The sequence below is a fragment of the Gelidibacter sp. genome, from assembly GCF_039916245.1.
Classification (GTDB): domain Bacteria; phylum Bacteroidota; class Bacteroidia; order Flavobacteriales; family Flavobacteriaceae; genus Gelidibacter.
Genome location: NZ_JBDSLS010000227.1, coordinates 1 through 16,050, shown reverse-complemented (window position 1 = coordinate 16,050; position 16,050 = coordinate 1). Strand labels below are relative to the sequence as shown.

Sequence of the window (16,050 nt, the reverse complement as noted above, 5' to 3'; positions counted from 1 at the left end):
GAGGGTAAACAACAAGAACCAAAGCTTATAATACGGCTAACAATATTGATAAAAGGATCTTGATAATCGGACGTAACCTGACTAACTTAGGTGTTTTTAGAAAGTATATCCAAACTTATATTGGGGGGCATTCGGGCATTAATAAAGACATCACGATTATGGGCCGACAATTGGTACAAACTACACAATTCATTCCATTGGATATCTATGCTTTCAGCAGCGATAAACGTTGGGTGAATTATGAATATATCATGTCTGATTTCTTTGATCATGTCCTTTCGTCCATTAGCTATTTTATTTGGAACTTTTTGAATTGACACCAACCATTTTTGACGCTTCCAAAAATTAAGTCATAAAAAAAAGCAGCCTTATTTTTATAAATAAGACTGCCGAAATTATCTTGAAATAGCAAGTTATTAATTACCTGCTTTTTCCTTTGCTTCTTTTTTCATTTGGTCATTAGCAATAATAGCTAACTCCACACGTCTATTTTTTGCTCTTCCTTCAACGGTTGAGTTATCATATTTAGGCTGATTTGGGCCGTACCAGTTGGTGGTAAAACGACCAGATGAAATGCCCTGCCCAGATAAATAAGACGTTACTGCTTGCGCACGTTGTTTAGAAAGTGTCATGTTAAAATCAGCTGGACCTGTACTATCTGTATGACCTTCCACTAAGATATTAGTATCTGGATATTCTTTAAAAATACCTGCTAATTTAGCTAGCGTTGAAGCAGATGCACTGTTGATATTGTATTTATTGGTAGCAAAGTACACCCCACTACTTTCATCAAAAACAACATTTATTCCTTCTCCAACACGCTCCACTTGGGCTCCTGGGATTACTTCCTCAATACGTTCAGCCTGTCTGTCCATGCGGTCGCCAATATAATTACCAGCAACTCCACCTACAACAGCTCCAATAATAGCGCCTAAGGCTGAATTATTTTTACTTCCAACGTTATTGCCTATAATGCCACCGATTACGGCGCCACCACCAGCACCGATAACGGTTCCTTTTTGTTTGTTGTTAGCATTTCTTGTGGCATCGCAACTCACTAATGCACATACCATAAATAATAGAGCTATTGTTTTTATCGTGTTTTTCATAATTCAAGTTTTATAAAGTTGTTCTTGTAAAGTTTAAGTTGATATTAAAGGGTTTGCCTTCAAATTGAATAGTTTGGGTGATTTGCATGGTGTTATCATTCAAGTATCTCAAATTCATTCGGAATCCTGTATTTTTATCGAGATCCTTTTTCTTTGCATCCGTAAATTTCATGGTAAAATCAAAATTACCTGAATTTTTACCCATTTCATTTGCCGCCCATCTAAAGTTTCTTACGCCAGTTGAACAGTCAGAATTTGTAATATTATAGGTGCCGGTGCTGTTATTGGACCTAAAAAACCATTGGCTATCTGTAAAACAGGATGCTGTGGCATCATTAAATAATTGTGTGTTAAATTTCCCTTGTGCGTCATAAGTTACAGAATTGAGTACCCAATTGCCGTCAACTGTTTTTCTTGCAGATTTTTCAACCTTTGAGAGTGAGCAGGATACAAATAGCGTGGCTATAAGTAGTATTATTCCTAATTTTTTCATTGTGATAAGTGTTAAATTGGTTTATACAAAGATACGATTCTTACTACAGAATGGTTGTTAACGGTTTCCCATAATTTGTAAGAAATTATAAATTAAAAGTTATTATTTTAGTCTATCTTTAACATACTCAATGGTTGTTTTTCCATGTGCTGCGGGCTTTCCGTCCTCTCCTAAATTGACCATAATAATATTATCCACCGTTAGAATAGTCTCTCGAGTCATCATATTTCGTGCTTCACACTTGAGAATCAATGAGGTGTGTCCAAACTTGACAACTTCCATTCCTATTTCAATAATGTCACCTTGTTTGGCTGAGCTCATAAAGTTGATTTCAGAAATATATTTGGTAACAATCTTTGAGTTTTCGACTTGTATTACAGTATATAAAGCCGCTTCTTCGTCGATCCAAGCTAAAAGTCGGCCTCCAAATAATGTTCCGTTTGGATTTAAATCTTCCGGTTTCACCCATTTTCGGGTATGAAATCTCATCATAAATTTTGTTTTTTTAAGTTGGTTAAAATAATTCAGGAGCGTAATCTTTGTTCGGAATTTTCAAATCCGTTTTCAATTCCGCATTTAGTTTTTTTATAAAATAGGACGCCAATAGTGGTGATTCCATTTCAATATTTTGATGCACAAAGAAATTAATTTCCTTAATTCCTTGTTGCTGCCATTCTTTAAGACGCTCGACCCATTGGTCTAATCTGTTATAATCGCTCTCATGGTTAGCGCCAACAAATCTTATAAATCCAGTACCATTGGTTAAGCGCACGTGCATTAAATCCCGTCTTCCAGCGGTATCCACAATGACGTTTGAAATGTTATGGGATTCCAATAAATCATATAACCTTTCCGCTATAACCATATCATTATACCAATCCGTATGGCGAAACTCAATGGCGAGTGGGATATCTATTGGCCATGCTTTTACGAAAGCTTCCACTTTATCCAAATCCTTGGGCGCAAAATTAATGTGCATTTGCAGGAATATCGTTCCTAATTTTTCTTTGAGCTGAACGGCATTGTTCAGGTAATCATCCACTACCTTTTCCACCGCATGCAACCGTTTCCAATGACTAATTTCCTGAAATAGTTTCGGGAAAAACTTGAATCCAGGAGGTGTTTTTTCATACCAAGTATTAAATGTATCTGGCGAAAAAATACGGTAAAAAGTAGCATTGAGTTCTATGGCATTAAACTGTTGGGAATAATAAGTCAATTCATCTTTAGTTCCCTTTGGATAAAAGCCTTTTAAATCAGCCTTGCTCCATTTGGCGCAACCGACGTAAACTTCTATTTGATTGTTGTTTTTATAATGACTCAAAACACCTGCAGTATCCTGATGGTCAAGCGGTAGCGTAAAGTCGATTTCCTGAGGATTATCAACACTTCCAAATTTCATAATCTTAAGTTTTGAACTTGAAATCAAAGGTACTTCAATCCCATCAAAATTCATTTATAAAAGAATTCAAACCTTCGATAAAGACATCAACAAAACGCATTTGTTGATAAAAAAGTTAACAACATCTCTTCGGATTGCCTTATAAGAAATTCATTATGCTTAATTTTAAGAAAATATGACGCTATGAAAACTAGAACCCATGTTTTGCTTCGCATCAGACCTGCACTCTCTAACGCAAGAATATACGATGCCATGAGTAGTGAAGAGCGTTTTCAAAACACCACTTTACGTCCCATATTGATGCTTCAAAATGACCTTCTGATTGAAGTTTTTAAAAATTATATTGCAAAGCATAAAAATGTCTTTTATGGGCTATCTTTGCCGAAACAATTGGACTATATAGAAAACGTTATCCATAAGGATATGAAGTTCAGAAACTCAATTAAAGGAATGATCATTGGTCAATTTACCGTTGAGGAGTACGTTATTTATATTGAATATTTATCGGCCTTAAACAAGCGCATGATGAATCTGGTGAGAGAACGTTTTATTAGTCATATCCAACTATTTGAGCCACACATGGCAAAAGTTATATGAAAATAAAAAGTGATGTTTTGCAAGCTTGTTATGACTACGCCAATAAGCGCATTGCCAACTATAAAAATGAAATCGAAACCATTAAAGAATCCATTGAAAGCAATGACAAAAGCGGCGATGATGATGACGATTCTGGAAATGGAAAACTCTTTAATGATCTAGAGAAAAACTCGCAACATCTCACAGATGCCCAAAAAATGTTGGATAGCTTAAAAGCAATCAGTCCGAAAATGGTTTCTGAAACCATAGTATTGGGGAGTTTGGTAAAAACAACCTCAAATAACTTTTTCATCTCTATTAGTGCTGGGAAGATTGACCTCGATGAGATGAGTGTTTTTGCCATTTCATTAGGCTCTCCGATTGGCTTGCTTCTTAAAAACAAATCCAAAGGAGATCAGGTGGAGTTTAACGGCAACACCTTTACCATTACCGAAGTTATATAAGCGGTTCGCCATTAATATTGGTCGTCAATACGCTGCTCATATAATTAAAATAAGGCCTGACCGCTTTAAACGATGTGTTGACCTCTTCTAAAAAACCTGGCAAGGCTACTTGTTGATCGGAATACTTTCTCGTAAATACAAACTGCTTTTTGCGGATTAAATCAATGGCTTTGTGTTCCTTATCAAAGCCTTTTGGTGCTGTTTTTAACTCATCACCCGCAAATTCGCCCCAAATGGTTTTGAATTTTTTCTCATTAATGATGGAACGAATCTCATCATCATACATTTCAAATTCTTTTCTGATTCTCAATAAATCGTCTTTGGAAGGATCCCAAAATCCAACCGCAATGAACGATTCATTATTGGGCTGGATGTGCAAATAATAACCACCTCTCAACTCGGGTTTCCTTCTGCTGAAAGAGCCACTAAAATGAGTTTTATAAGGCGCTTTGTTTTTTGAAAAGCGGACGTCTCTATATATTCGAAACATCTTTACGCGATCCACATCATCATGCACTTTCAAAGCATCAAACACCGTGTTGAAGCACTTTTTAGCCTCCGCTTCAAGTTCTTTAAATTCACTTTTATGGTCGTTGAACCAATCTCTATCATTATTTTCTTTCAGCAGTTTGAGAAATTCCAATAAGTCATTGGAGAATGCATTTGTTTCGGGCATATTCATGTGTTTTTTCAAGTTTTAAAGGTACAAAAAAGCTCAGCAGACTCGCGTATATCATTAGGAAGGATAAGGCGATGAAATGCACTTAAAAAGAGTTTCGACTTCTAATAACGTCCGGAGGTTCGTTTAGTCCAAGCATCGAGCATCCAGCTCGATTTTTCTAAATCTCTGATGTATGACCCCATTAAATCATTGGTGCCTTCATCTTTGGCGGCAACGGCCTTTTCGATAACTTTTGACAATTGTCTTAGAATGATTTTATGGTCATTTAAAAGCTCCGTAATCATCTCAATGTCCGATTGCATTGGAGAAACTTCCTTAAGAGAGGATATCTTTAGACAATCTTCCAAATTGCTCATTGGATGAAAGCGCAACGTTAGAATGCGTTCGGCAATGTCATCAATTTTGACACGCGCATCGTTATAAAGGTCTTCAAATTTAACATGAAGGTCAAAAAAGTTTTTCCCCAATATATTCCAATGGAAATTTCTTAGTTTTTGATAATAAATATGATAATCAGCCAATAGTGTATTGAGTTCAATAACTATTGGAAGTAGTTTTTCGTCTTTAATATTTAAGTAGCTCATGGTCGTATATTTTAAGAATTCTTCACTGATATCCTTTTAATATACGTTTAAATTAAAAAGCTTAGGATCTGGTTAACAGATTTTAACGTGATTTAAATTTTATTAACGTAAATCATGTTAAAGCCATTTCTTTCTTTTAAAATAAATTAACATCATCAAAAAGATGAAAACCATGATACCCATAAGGATGAAATAACTGTGTTTATAATGTAATTCTGGCATGTTGTCAAAATTCATCCCATAAATCCCGGCAATGAAGGTTAAGGGTATAAAAACCGTGGCAATAATGGTCAGCAGTTTCATGACTTCATTCATTTTATTGCTGATGATGCTCATATACATATCCAACAAACCCCAAACCATTTCCCGATACATTTCAATACTTTCATTGACCTGTACGATATGATCGTATAAATCCCTTAAAAAATTGTGTGTTTTTTCGTCAATAATATGATGTTCCATTTTATCAAGATGGCTAATAACCTCCCGTAATGGAAATACTGAGCGTCTAATCTTCAAGACTTCACGTTTTAGACTTTGGATGGTTGTCGCTGTTTCGTTATTATCAGAATTACCCTCAAAAACCCGGTCTTCAATGTCTTCAATTTTATCTCCGAAGGCCTCAATAACGGTTATATAGTGATCGACTACAGCATCAATAATGGCATACATCAAGTAATCAGGTCCCAAACTACGTACGCGACCTTTTCCAGAATAAATACGCGCTCTCAAATCATTAAAAACATCGCCATCAGCTTCCTGAAAAGTCAATAGATAATCTTCTCCCACAACCATACTGACTTGTTCATAAACAAGCTCTTCATTTTTTAAATAGAGCATCTTTAGAATAACAAACAAATAATCCTCAAATTCATCGATTTTAGGACGGTGCGTGGTATTTACAATATCCTCTAAAGTCAAAGGATGTAAACCATAATTATTGCCTAATTTCTCAATTTCTGAAGTATTATTCAGTCCGTTGATATTAATCCAGGTGACATGCTGAGTGCCCTTAAAATGTAAAGCTTCCTCTACATTTTGAGTTTCTATGGTAGTGTAAGCCTCTTTGTTATAATTAATAATATCAATAGCAGTTACGGCATTTTGCTTTTTACCTCTATAGTAAACTGAACCGGGGGAACGGTTAACAGTTTGGTAAGATTTTTTTTTCTTTTTAGATTTCATTTGTGAATGCGAGTGGTCAAGATGGGTTTAAAAGTAGAAAAACTTTTCCTTATAGTATAGCTCAATTTATGAATATAAAATTACTATCGATTTAAGCGCTGCCAGACTTAAAAATCATTTATATTTGAATAATTGAATTTAGGCTTGCTTTTTGATATTATTTTGTCTAATATGCAAGTTAATTTTTTACAAACAGTTAATTAAAATGGGAAGACCACCTACAAGACCGATCAAATTTAGAGACGGCTTCTATATAGAAATAAGAAATAAAGGAAAAACTACTGGAATTAAAATCCATAGAGACACTAAGGAACACATGATGCGTACTATTAAAGAGTATGAATTGACAAAGGAAGTGATCATTTTGGGTGAATCTAAAAACGGAAAATGGGTAAATAAAAACCCTATACTTCATGTGGTCGAAGAAGAATAAAACCTCCTTTTCATCAACCTTCTTAAAAAATATTACTACTTCTAAATAAAAAATTCATAAATTGTTGTGTTTTTAATTAAAAACCAATGATTTATGAATTTTTCTTCTTCAAATAATCCTCCAGTTTATTTTTGGGTCACTGGCCTTACTGCATTGGTTTGGAATATATTTGCTGTTTACAGCTATGTCCTGCAGGATTATTCAAACTCAGGGCAATTTAATGAACTTTCTGACGCTGATCAAATCTTAGCAGATGATTTTCCAGCGTGGTATATTTCTGCATTTGCCATTGCTGTGTTTGCAGGATTGTTGGGCGCTATTTTCTTATTATTTCGTAAACGTTGGGCATACTATGTTTTCATCATCGCTCTCATTTCTACAGGGATTCAACAGTTTTATGTGTTGACGGTAGTAAATCCGAGAGATATTTTTTTAAGTTTGAGCGCTCTAGTCATTTGTGTTTTCCTTGTTTGGTTTTCAAGGCTGGCAATAGGAAGAGAGTGGCTGAATTGATGCTTTTCTTAAAGCTAAAGTTATTCTACGGACTCAAATTCCACCGTATTTAAAATCAATCCAGAAGCAGGTGCAATATAATTCATCACTTCTGTACTTTCTGGCTGGAGGCTTTCAACAATATAATCTAAGGTAATTTGGTTTTTACCTAATTTAACGAGAGTTCCCATCATCGTCCTAATTTGATTATAACCAAAACCTTCTCCCCTGACCGTTAGCAAATACGATTGCTTCGGAAAGAAACTTGCACTGATCATTTCATTTTCTGTCAAATTGCATGAGGCGACCGCTCGTGTATACAATCCGTTTTCTGAAATATTTGAACAGTAGCCTTTAAAATTATGGGTGCCTTCAAAAAGTTTGGCGCCTTTGGTCATTAACTCAATATCTAAGGCATCTCTAAAGGTGGTCATGAGGGAAGCACAAAACGGATGCGATTTTTGACCGTGAGCAAACACGTACACATATTCCTTCATCTTGGCGTCATGAATGACATTAAAACCCTTATCAACTTCCTGCATGGACAATGCTCTAACATCTTGTGGCAAATAATAATTAAACTGCTCCAAAAATGCATCAAAATCCAAAATAGGTTCTTCCATGAATAGCTCGAACGCAGTGTTATTAGCAGAAACCATGGCATCGGTTCTACCTACGGCAAGGGTTTTAAATTTTTTAGTCTTGTCAAAAACGAAGTTTAAAGTTTTATCAATTGCCAAATGCAAGGTTCTGAGATTCGGCTGCTTTTGCCAACCATGATAACGAAACCCCAAATATTGGATTTTTATGAGGTAAAAAAAGTTTTGATTCATGGCGTCAAAGTTATAGACAATATAATCAATTTAAGAATTTGACAGAAAGCATCTTCACATTTATACTAAGTTGAAATTGAAATCCAAATTGAAGTTGAAATTGAAGCTAGGCTGTCAGGAAACAAGGAATACAATTATTTCTTCTCTCGATTCTTAAGAACAGTTTCAATATCGGATAGTTTAAATCCTTTGGCTTGTAGCAACATTAAATAATGAAAGAGCAAATCGGCACTTTCATTTAAAAACAGGTCGTCATTATCGTCCTTAGCTTCAATAACCACTTCAACAGCTTCCTCGCCCACTTTTTGAGCCAGTTTATTGATCCCTTTTGCAAAAAGCGACGCTACATACGAATCTTCTGGTTTTGAATTGGTGCGGCGCTCTTCAATGGTTTGCTCTAATTTGGAAAGAAATCCGAAGTTTGAAATGTTATTTTCATTCCAACAGGTATCTGATCCTTTATGACAGGTTGGACCTTCTGGATGTGCTTGAATCAATAAGCTGTCATTGTCGCAATCTACTTTTAGGTCGACCACATTTAGAAAATTCCCGCTTTCTTCGCCTTTAGTCCATAAACGTTGTTTACTGCGACTGTAAAAAGTCACTTTTCCGATTTCTTGAGTTTTGTTAAAAGCTTCTTCATTCATATAGCCTAACATCAAGACGTTTTTGGTAATTGCATCTTGAATGATGGCAGGAATTAGGTTGTCGGAGTTATATTTTAAGTTCATATGGTTTATTTTTTTACCACGAATTCACGAATGATTTTCTAAATGCAATTCTAATGTGCATCCGAATTTATGCGTATTAGTTTATGGGATTTTTTTATAGTCTTACTTCTATATTATTTTTCTTCAAGGCTTCCTTCAAGTCTTTGATTTCAATTTCGCCAAAATGAAATACACTTGCAGCCAATGCGGCATCTGATTTTCCTTTTTGGAAGGTATCGACAAAATGCTGAATAGTCCCTGCGCCTCCCGAGGCAATTATTGGAATATTCAATGCGGTTGATAATTTAGCTAATGCTTCATTCGCAAAACCATCTTTAGTGCCATCATGATCCATGGAAGTAAACAGTATTTCGCCAGCACCACGCGTTTCAACTTCCTTGGCCCAAGCAAACAGATTCAAATCTGTTGCAATACTGCCACCTGCTAAATGAACGATCCATTCGCCATCAATTTGTTTTGCATCGATGGCCACAACCACACATTGACTTCCAAATTTATCAGCCAATTCATTGATAAGTTCTGGTCGTTTTATGGCGGAAGAATTAATAGATACTTTATCGGCTCCCGATTTTAACAATACATCCACATCTTCTATTGATGAAATTCCACCGCCAACCGTAAAGGGAATATTGACTTGTTCGGCCACTTTCATGACCATCTCCAAAGTCGTTTTTCGTCCTTCCAAAGTTGCTGAAATGTCAAGAAACACTAATTCGTCTGCCCCTTTTTCCGCGTATCGTTTTGCCAATTCAACAGGATCTCCCGCATCAATCAGATTCACGAAATTGACACCTTTTACAGTGCGTCCATCTTTTATGTCCAAACAAGGAATAATTCGTTTTGTAAGCATGTTTTTTCTGCCAACGCAGGGGTTTTAATTAATATTTTAGAAAAAGCGTTCCAAATCCTGTAAACTAATTCTGTTCTCATAAATGGCTTTTCCGATGATGACGCCTTCACAGCCCAATTCTTTCAATTTCGGCAATTCGTCAATATGTGAAATGCCACCAGAAGCAATCAGTTTTATAGATTGACCGGAACTGCTGTTTGAACATTCGGCAATAATATTGCGATAGAGATCAAATGACGGTCCTTCCAACATGCCATCCTTGGCGATATCAGTACACACCACATATTGAACCTTCTGTCGTTGATAATTTTTGATGAACGGAATGACCTCCAAGGTACTTTCCTCCTGCCAACCGCTTATGGCAATTTTGCCATTGTTGCAATCGGCACCCAAAATAATTTTTGCTGATCCGTATTTTTCAATCCACGACTCAAAAGTCTTCGGATCATTTACGGCGATACTTCCGCCAGTTATTTGTTTGGCGCCAGAGTTGAACGCAATATGAAGATCTTCGTTGGATTTGAGTCCGCCGCCAAAATCAATCTTTAAAGTTGTTTTTGAAGCGATTTGCTCCAAAACCTTGTAATTGACGATATGTTTTGCCTTAGCACCGTCCAAATCGACGAGATGCAAGTATTCAATCCCTGCAGATTCAAATTGCTTGGCGACCTCTAACGGATTTTCGTTATATATTTTTTTTGTGTTATAATCTCCTTTTGTCAAACGGACACATTTGCCGTCTATAATATCTATTGCTGGTATGATTCTCATTTTAATGGTAAAAGTTTAAAATTAAATATTAGAAGTATAACACGTAAATAATACTTCTATAGCATTTATTGTTTGTTCTGATTTTTCTTAGCGGTATTTATTGACGCCACGGTTATCGCTAAAAGCTCAGAGCCTTCCTTTTTCAGTTTTCTTATTTCTTCAATATGCTCAGGAAGAATTTCTTCAAAAATTTCTAACCAATACACACTCTCATCTGCTTCTTCTTCAACAATTTTTAGCTTATTAATAAAATCTGCAGTTGATTTTGCTCGTTGTGAAGCTCGATAATTTGCTCCAACAGAACTTGAGCTTTTAATCAGCTGATAAACAAACGCGTTGAACTCTCTTGATTTAGGGACTTTAAAGCAAAACTGCCAACAGTTTAAAGCAAAGCGTTTTGTCCTCTCTATAAGTTCATTTTTCATAATGTTAGTTTTGTGTTACACTTCAATCATTTAACTTATAATATGTTATATCACACTTTATATATTAAACATTCAAACACTTACTCTCCTCAAATTCTACTTTAAACTTTTAATATTGAAAATTTCACTTCTAATATTTTACTTCGTATTTCTAATATCAGATATCTAACTTTAAAAAATTAGCTAATATCTGCGCTCCTTCTGTGCTGCTTTTTTCTGGATGAAACTGGACACCGTAAAAATTGTCTTTTTTCAATGCAGAACTATAAGCGATGCCATAGTTGGTTTGCGCGATCGTGTGCTCACATATTTCTGCATAATAACTGTGCACAAGATACATATAGACATCGTTTTTTATGTCCATAAATAAATTTGATTTCAAATTAAAAATCGTGTTCCAGCCCATTTGTGGAACTTTTACTGTATCAGGAAAACGTTTGACATCCACATCAAAAACACCCAAACCTTTTGTATTGCCTTCTTCCGTGGCATTGCACAACAATTGCATTCCTAAACAAATCCCCAAAACGGGCTGCTTGAGCGTCGGAATTAATTCATCCAATCCCGAATTTTTAAGCATTTCCATAGCACTATTGGCATGTCCAACACCTGGGAAAATCACTTTATCAGCTGCTTGAATAAGTTCTATATTATTACTCAAAACAGGATTAAAACCTAAACGATTGCAGGCAAATTGAACACTTTTTGTGTTTCCTGCACCGTAGTCTATGATTACAATTTTCATTTAAAATCAATTTTAAAGCTCCAATCTAAGCATTGGAATTTGGTACTTGTAATTTGTTTTATAGCATTCCTTTTGTGGAAGGTAAAATCATTTTTTCCAAATCACGTTTGATGGCCATTTTGATGGATTTTGCAAAGGCTTTAAAAATGGCTTCAATTTTATGATGTTCATTTTCGCCTTCTGCTTTGATGTTTAAATTACACTTTGCGCCGTCTGTAAAGGATTTGAAAAAATGAAAGAACATCTCTGTCGGCATTTTGCCAATCATTTCACGTTTAAATTCTGCGTGCCAAACCAACCAATTTCGTCCGCCAAAATCGATGGCCACTTGCGCTAAACAGTCGTCCATTGGCAAACAGAATCCGTAGCGTTCTACCCCTAACTTATCGCCCAAAGCTTTCGCAAATACTTCGCCTAAAGCAATGCCTGTATCTTCGATGGTGTGATGTTCATCCACTTCTAAATCCCCTTGTACTTTGATGTCCAAATCCAATTGCCCGTGTCGGGCAATCTGATCGAGCATATGATCAAAAAAAGCAATGCCTGTATCAATATTACTTTTTCCTGTGCCGTCAAGGTTGAGATTGATGGCGATTTTGGTTTCATTGGTGTTTCGTTCCAGAGTTGATGTTCGATCTTCTGCTTTCAGAAAATTATAAATCTGTTCCCAATTGTTTGTTTCTAATGCGATGTAATCTTGCAGTGCTTCCTGTTCGGCATCGATAAAGTCAGACGCTGGGTTATTTATAAAAACAGCTTTTGAACCTAAGTTTTTCGCCAATTCAACGTCCGTCAAGCGGTCGCCAATAACAAACGAATTCTCCAAATCATATTCGTCCGAAAAGAATTGCGTCAACAATCCAGTCCTTGGCTTACGCGTTGGCGCATTGTCCTCATCAAAAGTACGATCTATAAATTCATGCTTAAAATGAATCCCTTCCGACTGAAAAGTTTCTAACATAAAATTATGAACCGGCCAAAAGGTATCTTCCGGGAAAGAGTCCGTGCCCAACCCGTCTTGATTGGTTACCATGACAATTTCGTAATCCAATTCATTAGCTATTTTTCCTAAATACTGAAATACTTTAGGGTAAAATGACAATTTTTCATAACTGTCAATTTGATAATCTTTTGGTTCAAGAATAATGGTGCCATCACGGTCTATAAATAATACTTTTTTCATGTAATTTAATCTTTATAGTTTTTTAAAATTTTCAATAAGTTTTAGGTTTTCTTCTTTTGTCCCAATGGTCAATCGCAAGCAATTCTCGCACAAGGGCTGGGTTGTTCTATTGCGAATGACGATGCCATTTTCAATCAATTGTTGATAGCGTTTATTGGCATCATCGACCTTTACCATCACAAAATTAGCGTCAGATGGATAGACTTTCTCTATAAAATCAACATCTTCCAAAGCTTTAAATAAAGTGTCTCTTTCCTCTATGATACAGGTGATTTGATAATTCACCAACGCCTTTTTTTCCAATCCTTCAATTGCCTTCCGTTGGGTCAATTCATTAATATTGTAGGGCGGTTTAATTTTGTTCAGCGTCGCTATAATTTCTGTGGAAGCGAAACACATCCCCAAACGAATACCTGCCATTCCATAAGCTTTGGACAAGGTTTGCGTAACCACAAGATTTGGAAACTCATTCAATCTAGACAACCAACTTTCATCTTCCGAAAAATCAATGTAGGCTTCATCAACCACTACAATCCCTTTGAAGTTTTTTAATAGAAATTCTATGGTGAAAGCCTCAAAACTATTGCCTGTCGGATTGTTTGGCGAGCATAAAAACAGAATTTTACTATTTACATTTGCAGCCTCTAAAATAGCGGTCGTTTGTGGCTGAAACGATTCTGATGACAGATTGATTTTAAGCACTTCAACCGCGTTGACATTAGCCAATACTTCATACATGCCATAAGTTGGCGGAAGAATTAATAGGTTGTCTTTATTCGGCTCGCAGAACATTCTGATCAATAAATCCAGCACTTCATCACTCCCATTTCCCAAAAGAATATTCTCTGAAGGCACATTTTTTATTTTAGAAATCAGCACTTTTAATTCGCCCTGTTGCGGATCAGGATAGCGATTGACGCCATTGTCATACGGGTTTTCATTGGCATCAAGAAAGGTTAAATTGTCTTTACTGCCTTTAAATTCGTCACGTGCCGAAGCATATGGTTTTAAGGCTTTTATTGTAGGCCTTATGAGATCTTGGATATTCATTATTTTAGGTCTTTTAATCGGATGGATACTGCGTTCTTATGAGCCTGCAAGCCCTCTGCCCCTGCCATTAACTCTATGGTTTTACCTATGTTTTGCAGACCTTGTTTTGTGATTTTCTGAAAGGTGATGCTTTTTAAAAAACTATCTAAATTCACTCCAGAATAGGCTTTACTAAATCCGTTGGTTGGCAAGGTGTGGTTGGTTCCAGAAGCGTAATCGCCTGCACTTTCAGGTGTGTAATCGCCAATAAACACCGATCCGGCATTGCTAATCCCGTCGATAAATAGCGCTTCATTTTTTGAGCATACAATAAAGTGTTCAGGTCCGTAGGCATTGATAAAATCCAGTGCTTCTTGATCGTCTTTAATCAAGATCAACTTTGAATTGTCAATAGCTTTCTTGGTCATGATTTTTCTTGGCAAAACGTCTAATTGTTGTTCTATTTCCGTTTCTACTGCTGCAATAAAAGCTTCTGAATTGGAGACCAAAATCACTTGACTGTCCGCGCCATGTTCTGCCTGACTAAGTAAATCAGAGGCCACATAAGCTGGATTTGCTGTGTCATCGGCAAGTACGAGCAATTCACTCGGACCGGCAGGCATATCAATAGCCACACCATATTTGGTGGCCAATTGTTTTGCTACAGTGACAAATTGATTTCCTGGTCCAAAAATTTTATAAACCTGAGGTATCGTTTCCGTGCCAAAGGTCATGGCTGCAATGGCTTGGATACCGCCAACTTTGTAAATTTTGGTCACACCACATAGTTGCGCTGCATATAGAATTTCATTCGCAACAGTTCCTTGTTTATTAGGCGGCGTACAAAGTACCATTTCTTTACATCCTGCAATTTTCGCTGGAACGGCAAGCATCAATACCGTAGAAAACAAAGGTGCAGTTCCTCCTGGAATATACAATCCGATTTTTTCAATAGCGCGTTTCTCTTGCCAACAGTTGACACCTGGCATCGTTTCCACTTCAATCCGGTTTGTTTTTTGCGCTTTATGAAAAGTCTCAATGTTTTGCTTTGCCATTTGAATGGCCGCTTTCAATGCATCGGGAACATTTTGCGAGGCAGCTGTTATTTCATCTGCAGAAACTTCGGTGACTTCGGCATCAATTCCATCAAAAAGAGCTGTGTATTTTTGAATCGCCTGATTGCCATGTCTTTTGACATCATCAAAGATTTGAATGACAGTTTCTTCAATCGTATCCAAAGATTGGGTGGGCCGTTTAATTAATTCTGGCCAAGAGGCGCGATTTGGATTTTTTATGATTTTCATACTTCTGATGTAACGCTTTATTTAGAAATTGATGTGATTAAATCACCATATTTTCAATGGGACAAACTAAAATACCTTCTGCTCCATTGGCTTTTAACTCGTCAATGACTTCCCAGAATTCATTTTTATTGATGACGGAATGTATGGAACTCCAACCCTCTTGTGCCAATGGTAACACTGTAGGACTTCGCATCCCAGGCAGGACGCTGATAATTTTATCGAGCTTGTCGTTAGGAGCGTTTAGAAGCACATATTTTGACTGTCGTCCTTTTAAAACCGATTGAAATCTGAATTGTAACTTTTTTAAAATGGCTTCGTTTTTTGCTGAAATCATTGGAGATGCTGCCAAAACAGCTTCAGATCTCAGTAAAACTTCTACTTCTTTCAGATTATTTTTAAAAAGTGTGCTTCCACTTGAGACGATATCCACGATAGCATCGGCAAGCCCAATATTTGGTGCGATTTCCACCGATCCATTAATAATGTGGAGCTGGGCGTTAATGTTGTTCTTGTCCAGAAAATCTTTGACCGTATTAGGATAAGAAGTGGCAATACGCTTTCCTTCCAAATCTGTTATATTCTTGTATTTAAAAGATCTTGGCACAGCAATGGACACTTTACAGGTTGAAAAACCTAATTTTTCTATGACATTAATATTGCCGCCTTTTTCCGTTAGGATATTTTCGCCGATAATCGCGGCATCAACTACACCATCTTTTAGATACTGTGGAATATCGCCGTTGCGAAGATAAAACACTT

22 protein-coding genes are annotated in these 16,050 nt (G+C 36.4%); 5 read left to right on the top strand and 17 right to left on the bottom strand.

Annotated elements, in window-relative coordinates:
* Positions 1-59: 59 nt before the first annotated feature.
* A complete protein-coding gene (locus ABIQ28_RS12150; RefSeq protein ID WP_348037672.1) occupies positions 60-317 on the top strand; it encodes a hypothetical protein in 258 nt (85 codons plus the stop codon).
* A 99-nt stretch (positions 318-416) separates the two neighbouring features.
* Here the strand turns inward: ABIQ28_RS12150 and ABIQ28_RS12145 are convergent, their stop codons facing one another.
* From ABIQ28_RS12145 to ABIQ28_RS12130, 4 genes are all read right to left on the bottom strand, one after another.
* The gene (locus ABIQ28_RS12145; RefSeq protein ID WP_348037670.1) at positions 417-1,109 is read right to left on the bottom strand and encodes an OmpA family protein; all 693 of its coding nucleotides are present in this window, start codon (positions 1,107-1,109) and stop codon (positions 417-419) included.
* A 10-nt stretch (positions 1,110-1,119) separates the two neighbouring features.
* Positions 1,120-1,602, bottom strand: a complete 483-nt coding sequence (locus tag ABIQ28_RS12140) for a lipocalin family protein (RefSeq protein ID WP_348037668.1) — start codon at positions 1,600-1,602, stop codon at positions 1,120-1,122.
* Positions 1,603-1,704: 102 nt separating this feature from the next.
* Complete coding sequence (locus tag ABIQ28_RS12135) at positions 1,705-2,091, bottom strand: hotdog domain-containing protein (protein WP_348037676.1); 387 nt, start codon at positions 2,089-2,091, stop codon at positions 1,705-1,707.
* A gap of 25 nt (positions 2,092-2,116) precedes the next feature.
* Positions 2,117-3,004 carry a DUF72 domain-containing protein gene (locus tag ABIQ28_RS12130; RefSeq protein WP_348037666.1) on the bottom strand — a complete coding sequence of 296 codons (888 nt, stop codon included), beginning with the start codon at positions 3,002-3,004 and terminating at the stop codon, positions 2,117-2,119.
* 183 nt (positions 3,005-3,187) lie between these two features.
* Here ABIQ28_RS12130 and ABIQ28_RS12125 point away from each other — a divergent pair, with 183 nt between their 5' ends.
* Together ABIQ28_RS12125 and ABIQ28_RS12120 are read left to right on the top strand one after the other, a co-directional pair.
* Positions 3,188-3,601, top strand: a complete 414-nt coding sequence (locus ABIQ28_RS12125; RefSeq protein WP_348037664.1) for a glyoxalase — start codon at positions 3,188-3,190, stop codon at positions 3,599-3,601.
* Positions 3,598-4,044, top strand: a complete 447-nt coding sequence (locus ABIQ28_RS12120) for a transcription elongation factor (RefSeq protein ID WP_348037659.1) — start codon at positions 3,598-3,600, stop codon at positions 4,042-4,044. Before ABIQ28_RS12125 ends, ABIQ28_RS12120 begins: the two co-directional genes overlap by 4 nt.
* Here ABIQ28_RS12120 and ABIQ28_RS12115 read toward each other — a convergent pair.
* From ABIQ28_RS12115 to corA, 3 genes are all read right to left on the bottom strand, one after another.
* Complete coding sequence (locus ABIQ28_RS12115) at positions 4,037-4,726, bottom strand: DUF2461 domain-containing protein (RefSeq protein ID WP_348037674.1); 690 nt, start codon at positions 4,724-4,726, stop codon at positions 4,037-4,039. The genes ABIQ28_RS12120 and ABIQ28_RS12115 overlap by 8 nt on opposite strands.
* Before the next feature lie 101 nt (positions 4,727-4,827).
* Positions 4,828-5,310: a DNA starvation/stationary phase protection protein gene (locus tag ABIQ28_RS12110; protein WP_348037657.1), complete on the bottom strand. Its 483-nt coding sequence runs from the start codon at positions 5,308-5,310 to the stop codon at positions 4,828-4,830.
* Positions 5,311-5,427: 117 nt separating this feature from the next.
* Positions 5,428-6,495, bottom strand: coding sequence for a magnesium/cobalt transporter CorA (corA, locus tag ABIQ28_RS12105; protein ID WP_348037655.1), 1,068 nt, complete (start codon positions 6,493-6,495; stop codon positions 5,428-5,430).
* A 205-nt stretch (positions 6,496-6,700) separates the two neighbouring features.
* Here corA and ABIQ28_RS12100 point away from each other — a divergent pair, with 205 nt between their 5' ends.
* Positions 6,701-6,928 carry a hypothetical protein gene (locus ABIQ28_RS12100; protein WP_348037653.1) on the top strand — a complete coding sequence of 76 codons (228 nt, stop codon included), beginning with the start codon at positions 6,701-6,703 and terminating at the stop codon, positions 6,926-6,928.
* 93 nt (positions 6,929-7,021) lie between these two features.
* A complete protein-coding gene (locus tag ABIQ28_RS12095) occupies positions 7,022-7,441 on the top strand; it encodes a hypothetical protein (protein WP_348037651.1) in 420 nt (139 codons plus the stop codon).
* A 20-nt stretch (positions 7,442-7,461) separates the two neighbouring features.
* Here the strand turns inward: ABIQ28_RS12095 and ABIQ28_RS12090 are convergent, their stop codons facing one another.
* From ABIQ28_RS12090 to hisG, 10 genes are all read right to left on the bottom strand, one after another.
* The gene (locus tag ABIQ28_RS12090; RefSeq protein WP_348037649.1) at positions 7,462-8,253 is read right to left on the bottom strand and encodes a tRNA pseudouridine(38-40) synthase TruA; all 792 of its coding nucleotides are present in this window, start codon (positions 8,251-8,253) and stop codon (positions 7,462-7,464) included.
* A 134-nt stretch (positions 8,254-8,387) separates the two neighbouring features.
* Positions 8,388-8,984, bottom strand: coding sequence for a bifunctional phosphoribosyl-AMP cyclohydrolase/phosphoribosyl-ATP diphosphatase HisIE (hisIE, locus tag ABIQ28_RS12085; RefSeq protein WP_348037648.1), 597 nt, complete (start codon positions 8,982-8,984; stop codon positions 8,388-8,390).
* 94 nt (positions 8,985-9,078) lie between these two features.
* Positions 9,079-9,834 carry an imidazole glycerol phosphate synthase subunit HisF gene (gene hisF / locus ABIQ28_RS12080; protein WP_348037646.1) on the bottom strand — a complete coding sequence of 252 codons (756 nt, stop codon included), beginning with the start codon at positions 9,832-9,834 and terminating at the stop codon, positions 9,079-9,081.
* Between the two features lie 36 nt (positions 9,835-9,870).
* Positions 9,871-10,605 (bottom strand): 1-(5-phosphoribosyl)-5-[(5-phosphoribosylamino)methylideneamino]imidazole-4-carboxamide isomerase, encoded by a 735-nt coding sequence (gene hisA, locus ABIQ28_RS12075; RefSeq protein WP_348037644.1) that lies wholly within the window; start codon positions 10,603-10,605, stop codon positions 9,871-9,873.
* A 65-nt stretch (positions 10,606-10,670) separates the two neighbouring features.
* Positions 10,671-11,030 carry a four helix bundle protein gene (locus ABIQ28_RS12070; protein WP_348037642.1) on the bottom strand — a complete coding sequence of 120 codons (360 nt, stop codon included), beginning with the start codon at positions 11,028-11,030 and terminating at the stop codon, positions 10,671-10,673.
* Positions 11,031-11,187: 157 nt separating this feature from the next.
* Entirely contained in the window at positions 11,188-11,775 is a 588-nt protein-coding gene (hisH, locus tag ABIQ28_RS12065; RefSeq protein ID WP_348037640.1) for an imidazole glycerol phosphate synthase subunit HisH, read from the bottom strand.
* Between the two features lie 58 nt (positions 11,776-11,833).
* A complete protein-coding gene (gene hisB / locus ABIQ28_RS12060; protein ID WP_348037638.1) occupies positions 11,834-12,958 on the bottom strand; it encodes a bifunctional histidinol-phosphatase/imidazoleglycerol-phosphate dehydratase HisB in 1,125 nt (374 codons plus the stop codon).
* A gap of 12 nt (positions 12,959-12,970) precedes the next feature.
* Entirely contained in the window at positions 12,971-14,008 is a 1,038-nt protein-coding gene (hisC, locus tag ABIQ28_RS12055; protein ID WP_348037636.1) for a histidinol-phosphate transaminase, read from the bottom strand.
* Positions 14,008-15,291: a histidinol dehydrogenase gene (hisD, locus tag ABIQ28_RS12050; RefSeq protein WP_348037634.1), complete on the bottom strand. Its 1,284-nt coding sequence runs from the start codon at positions 15,289-15,291 to the stop codon at positions 14,008-14,010. The genes hisC and hisD overlap by 1 nt, the downstream gene beginning before the upstream one ends.
* Positions 15,292-15,328: 37 nt before the next feature.
* Positions 15,329-16,050, bottom strand: a 722-nt coding sequence (hisG, locus tag ABIQ28_RS12045) for an ATP phosphoribosyltransferase (RefSeq protein ID WP_348037632.1), incomplete at its 5' end; no start/stop codon positions are given.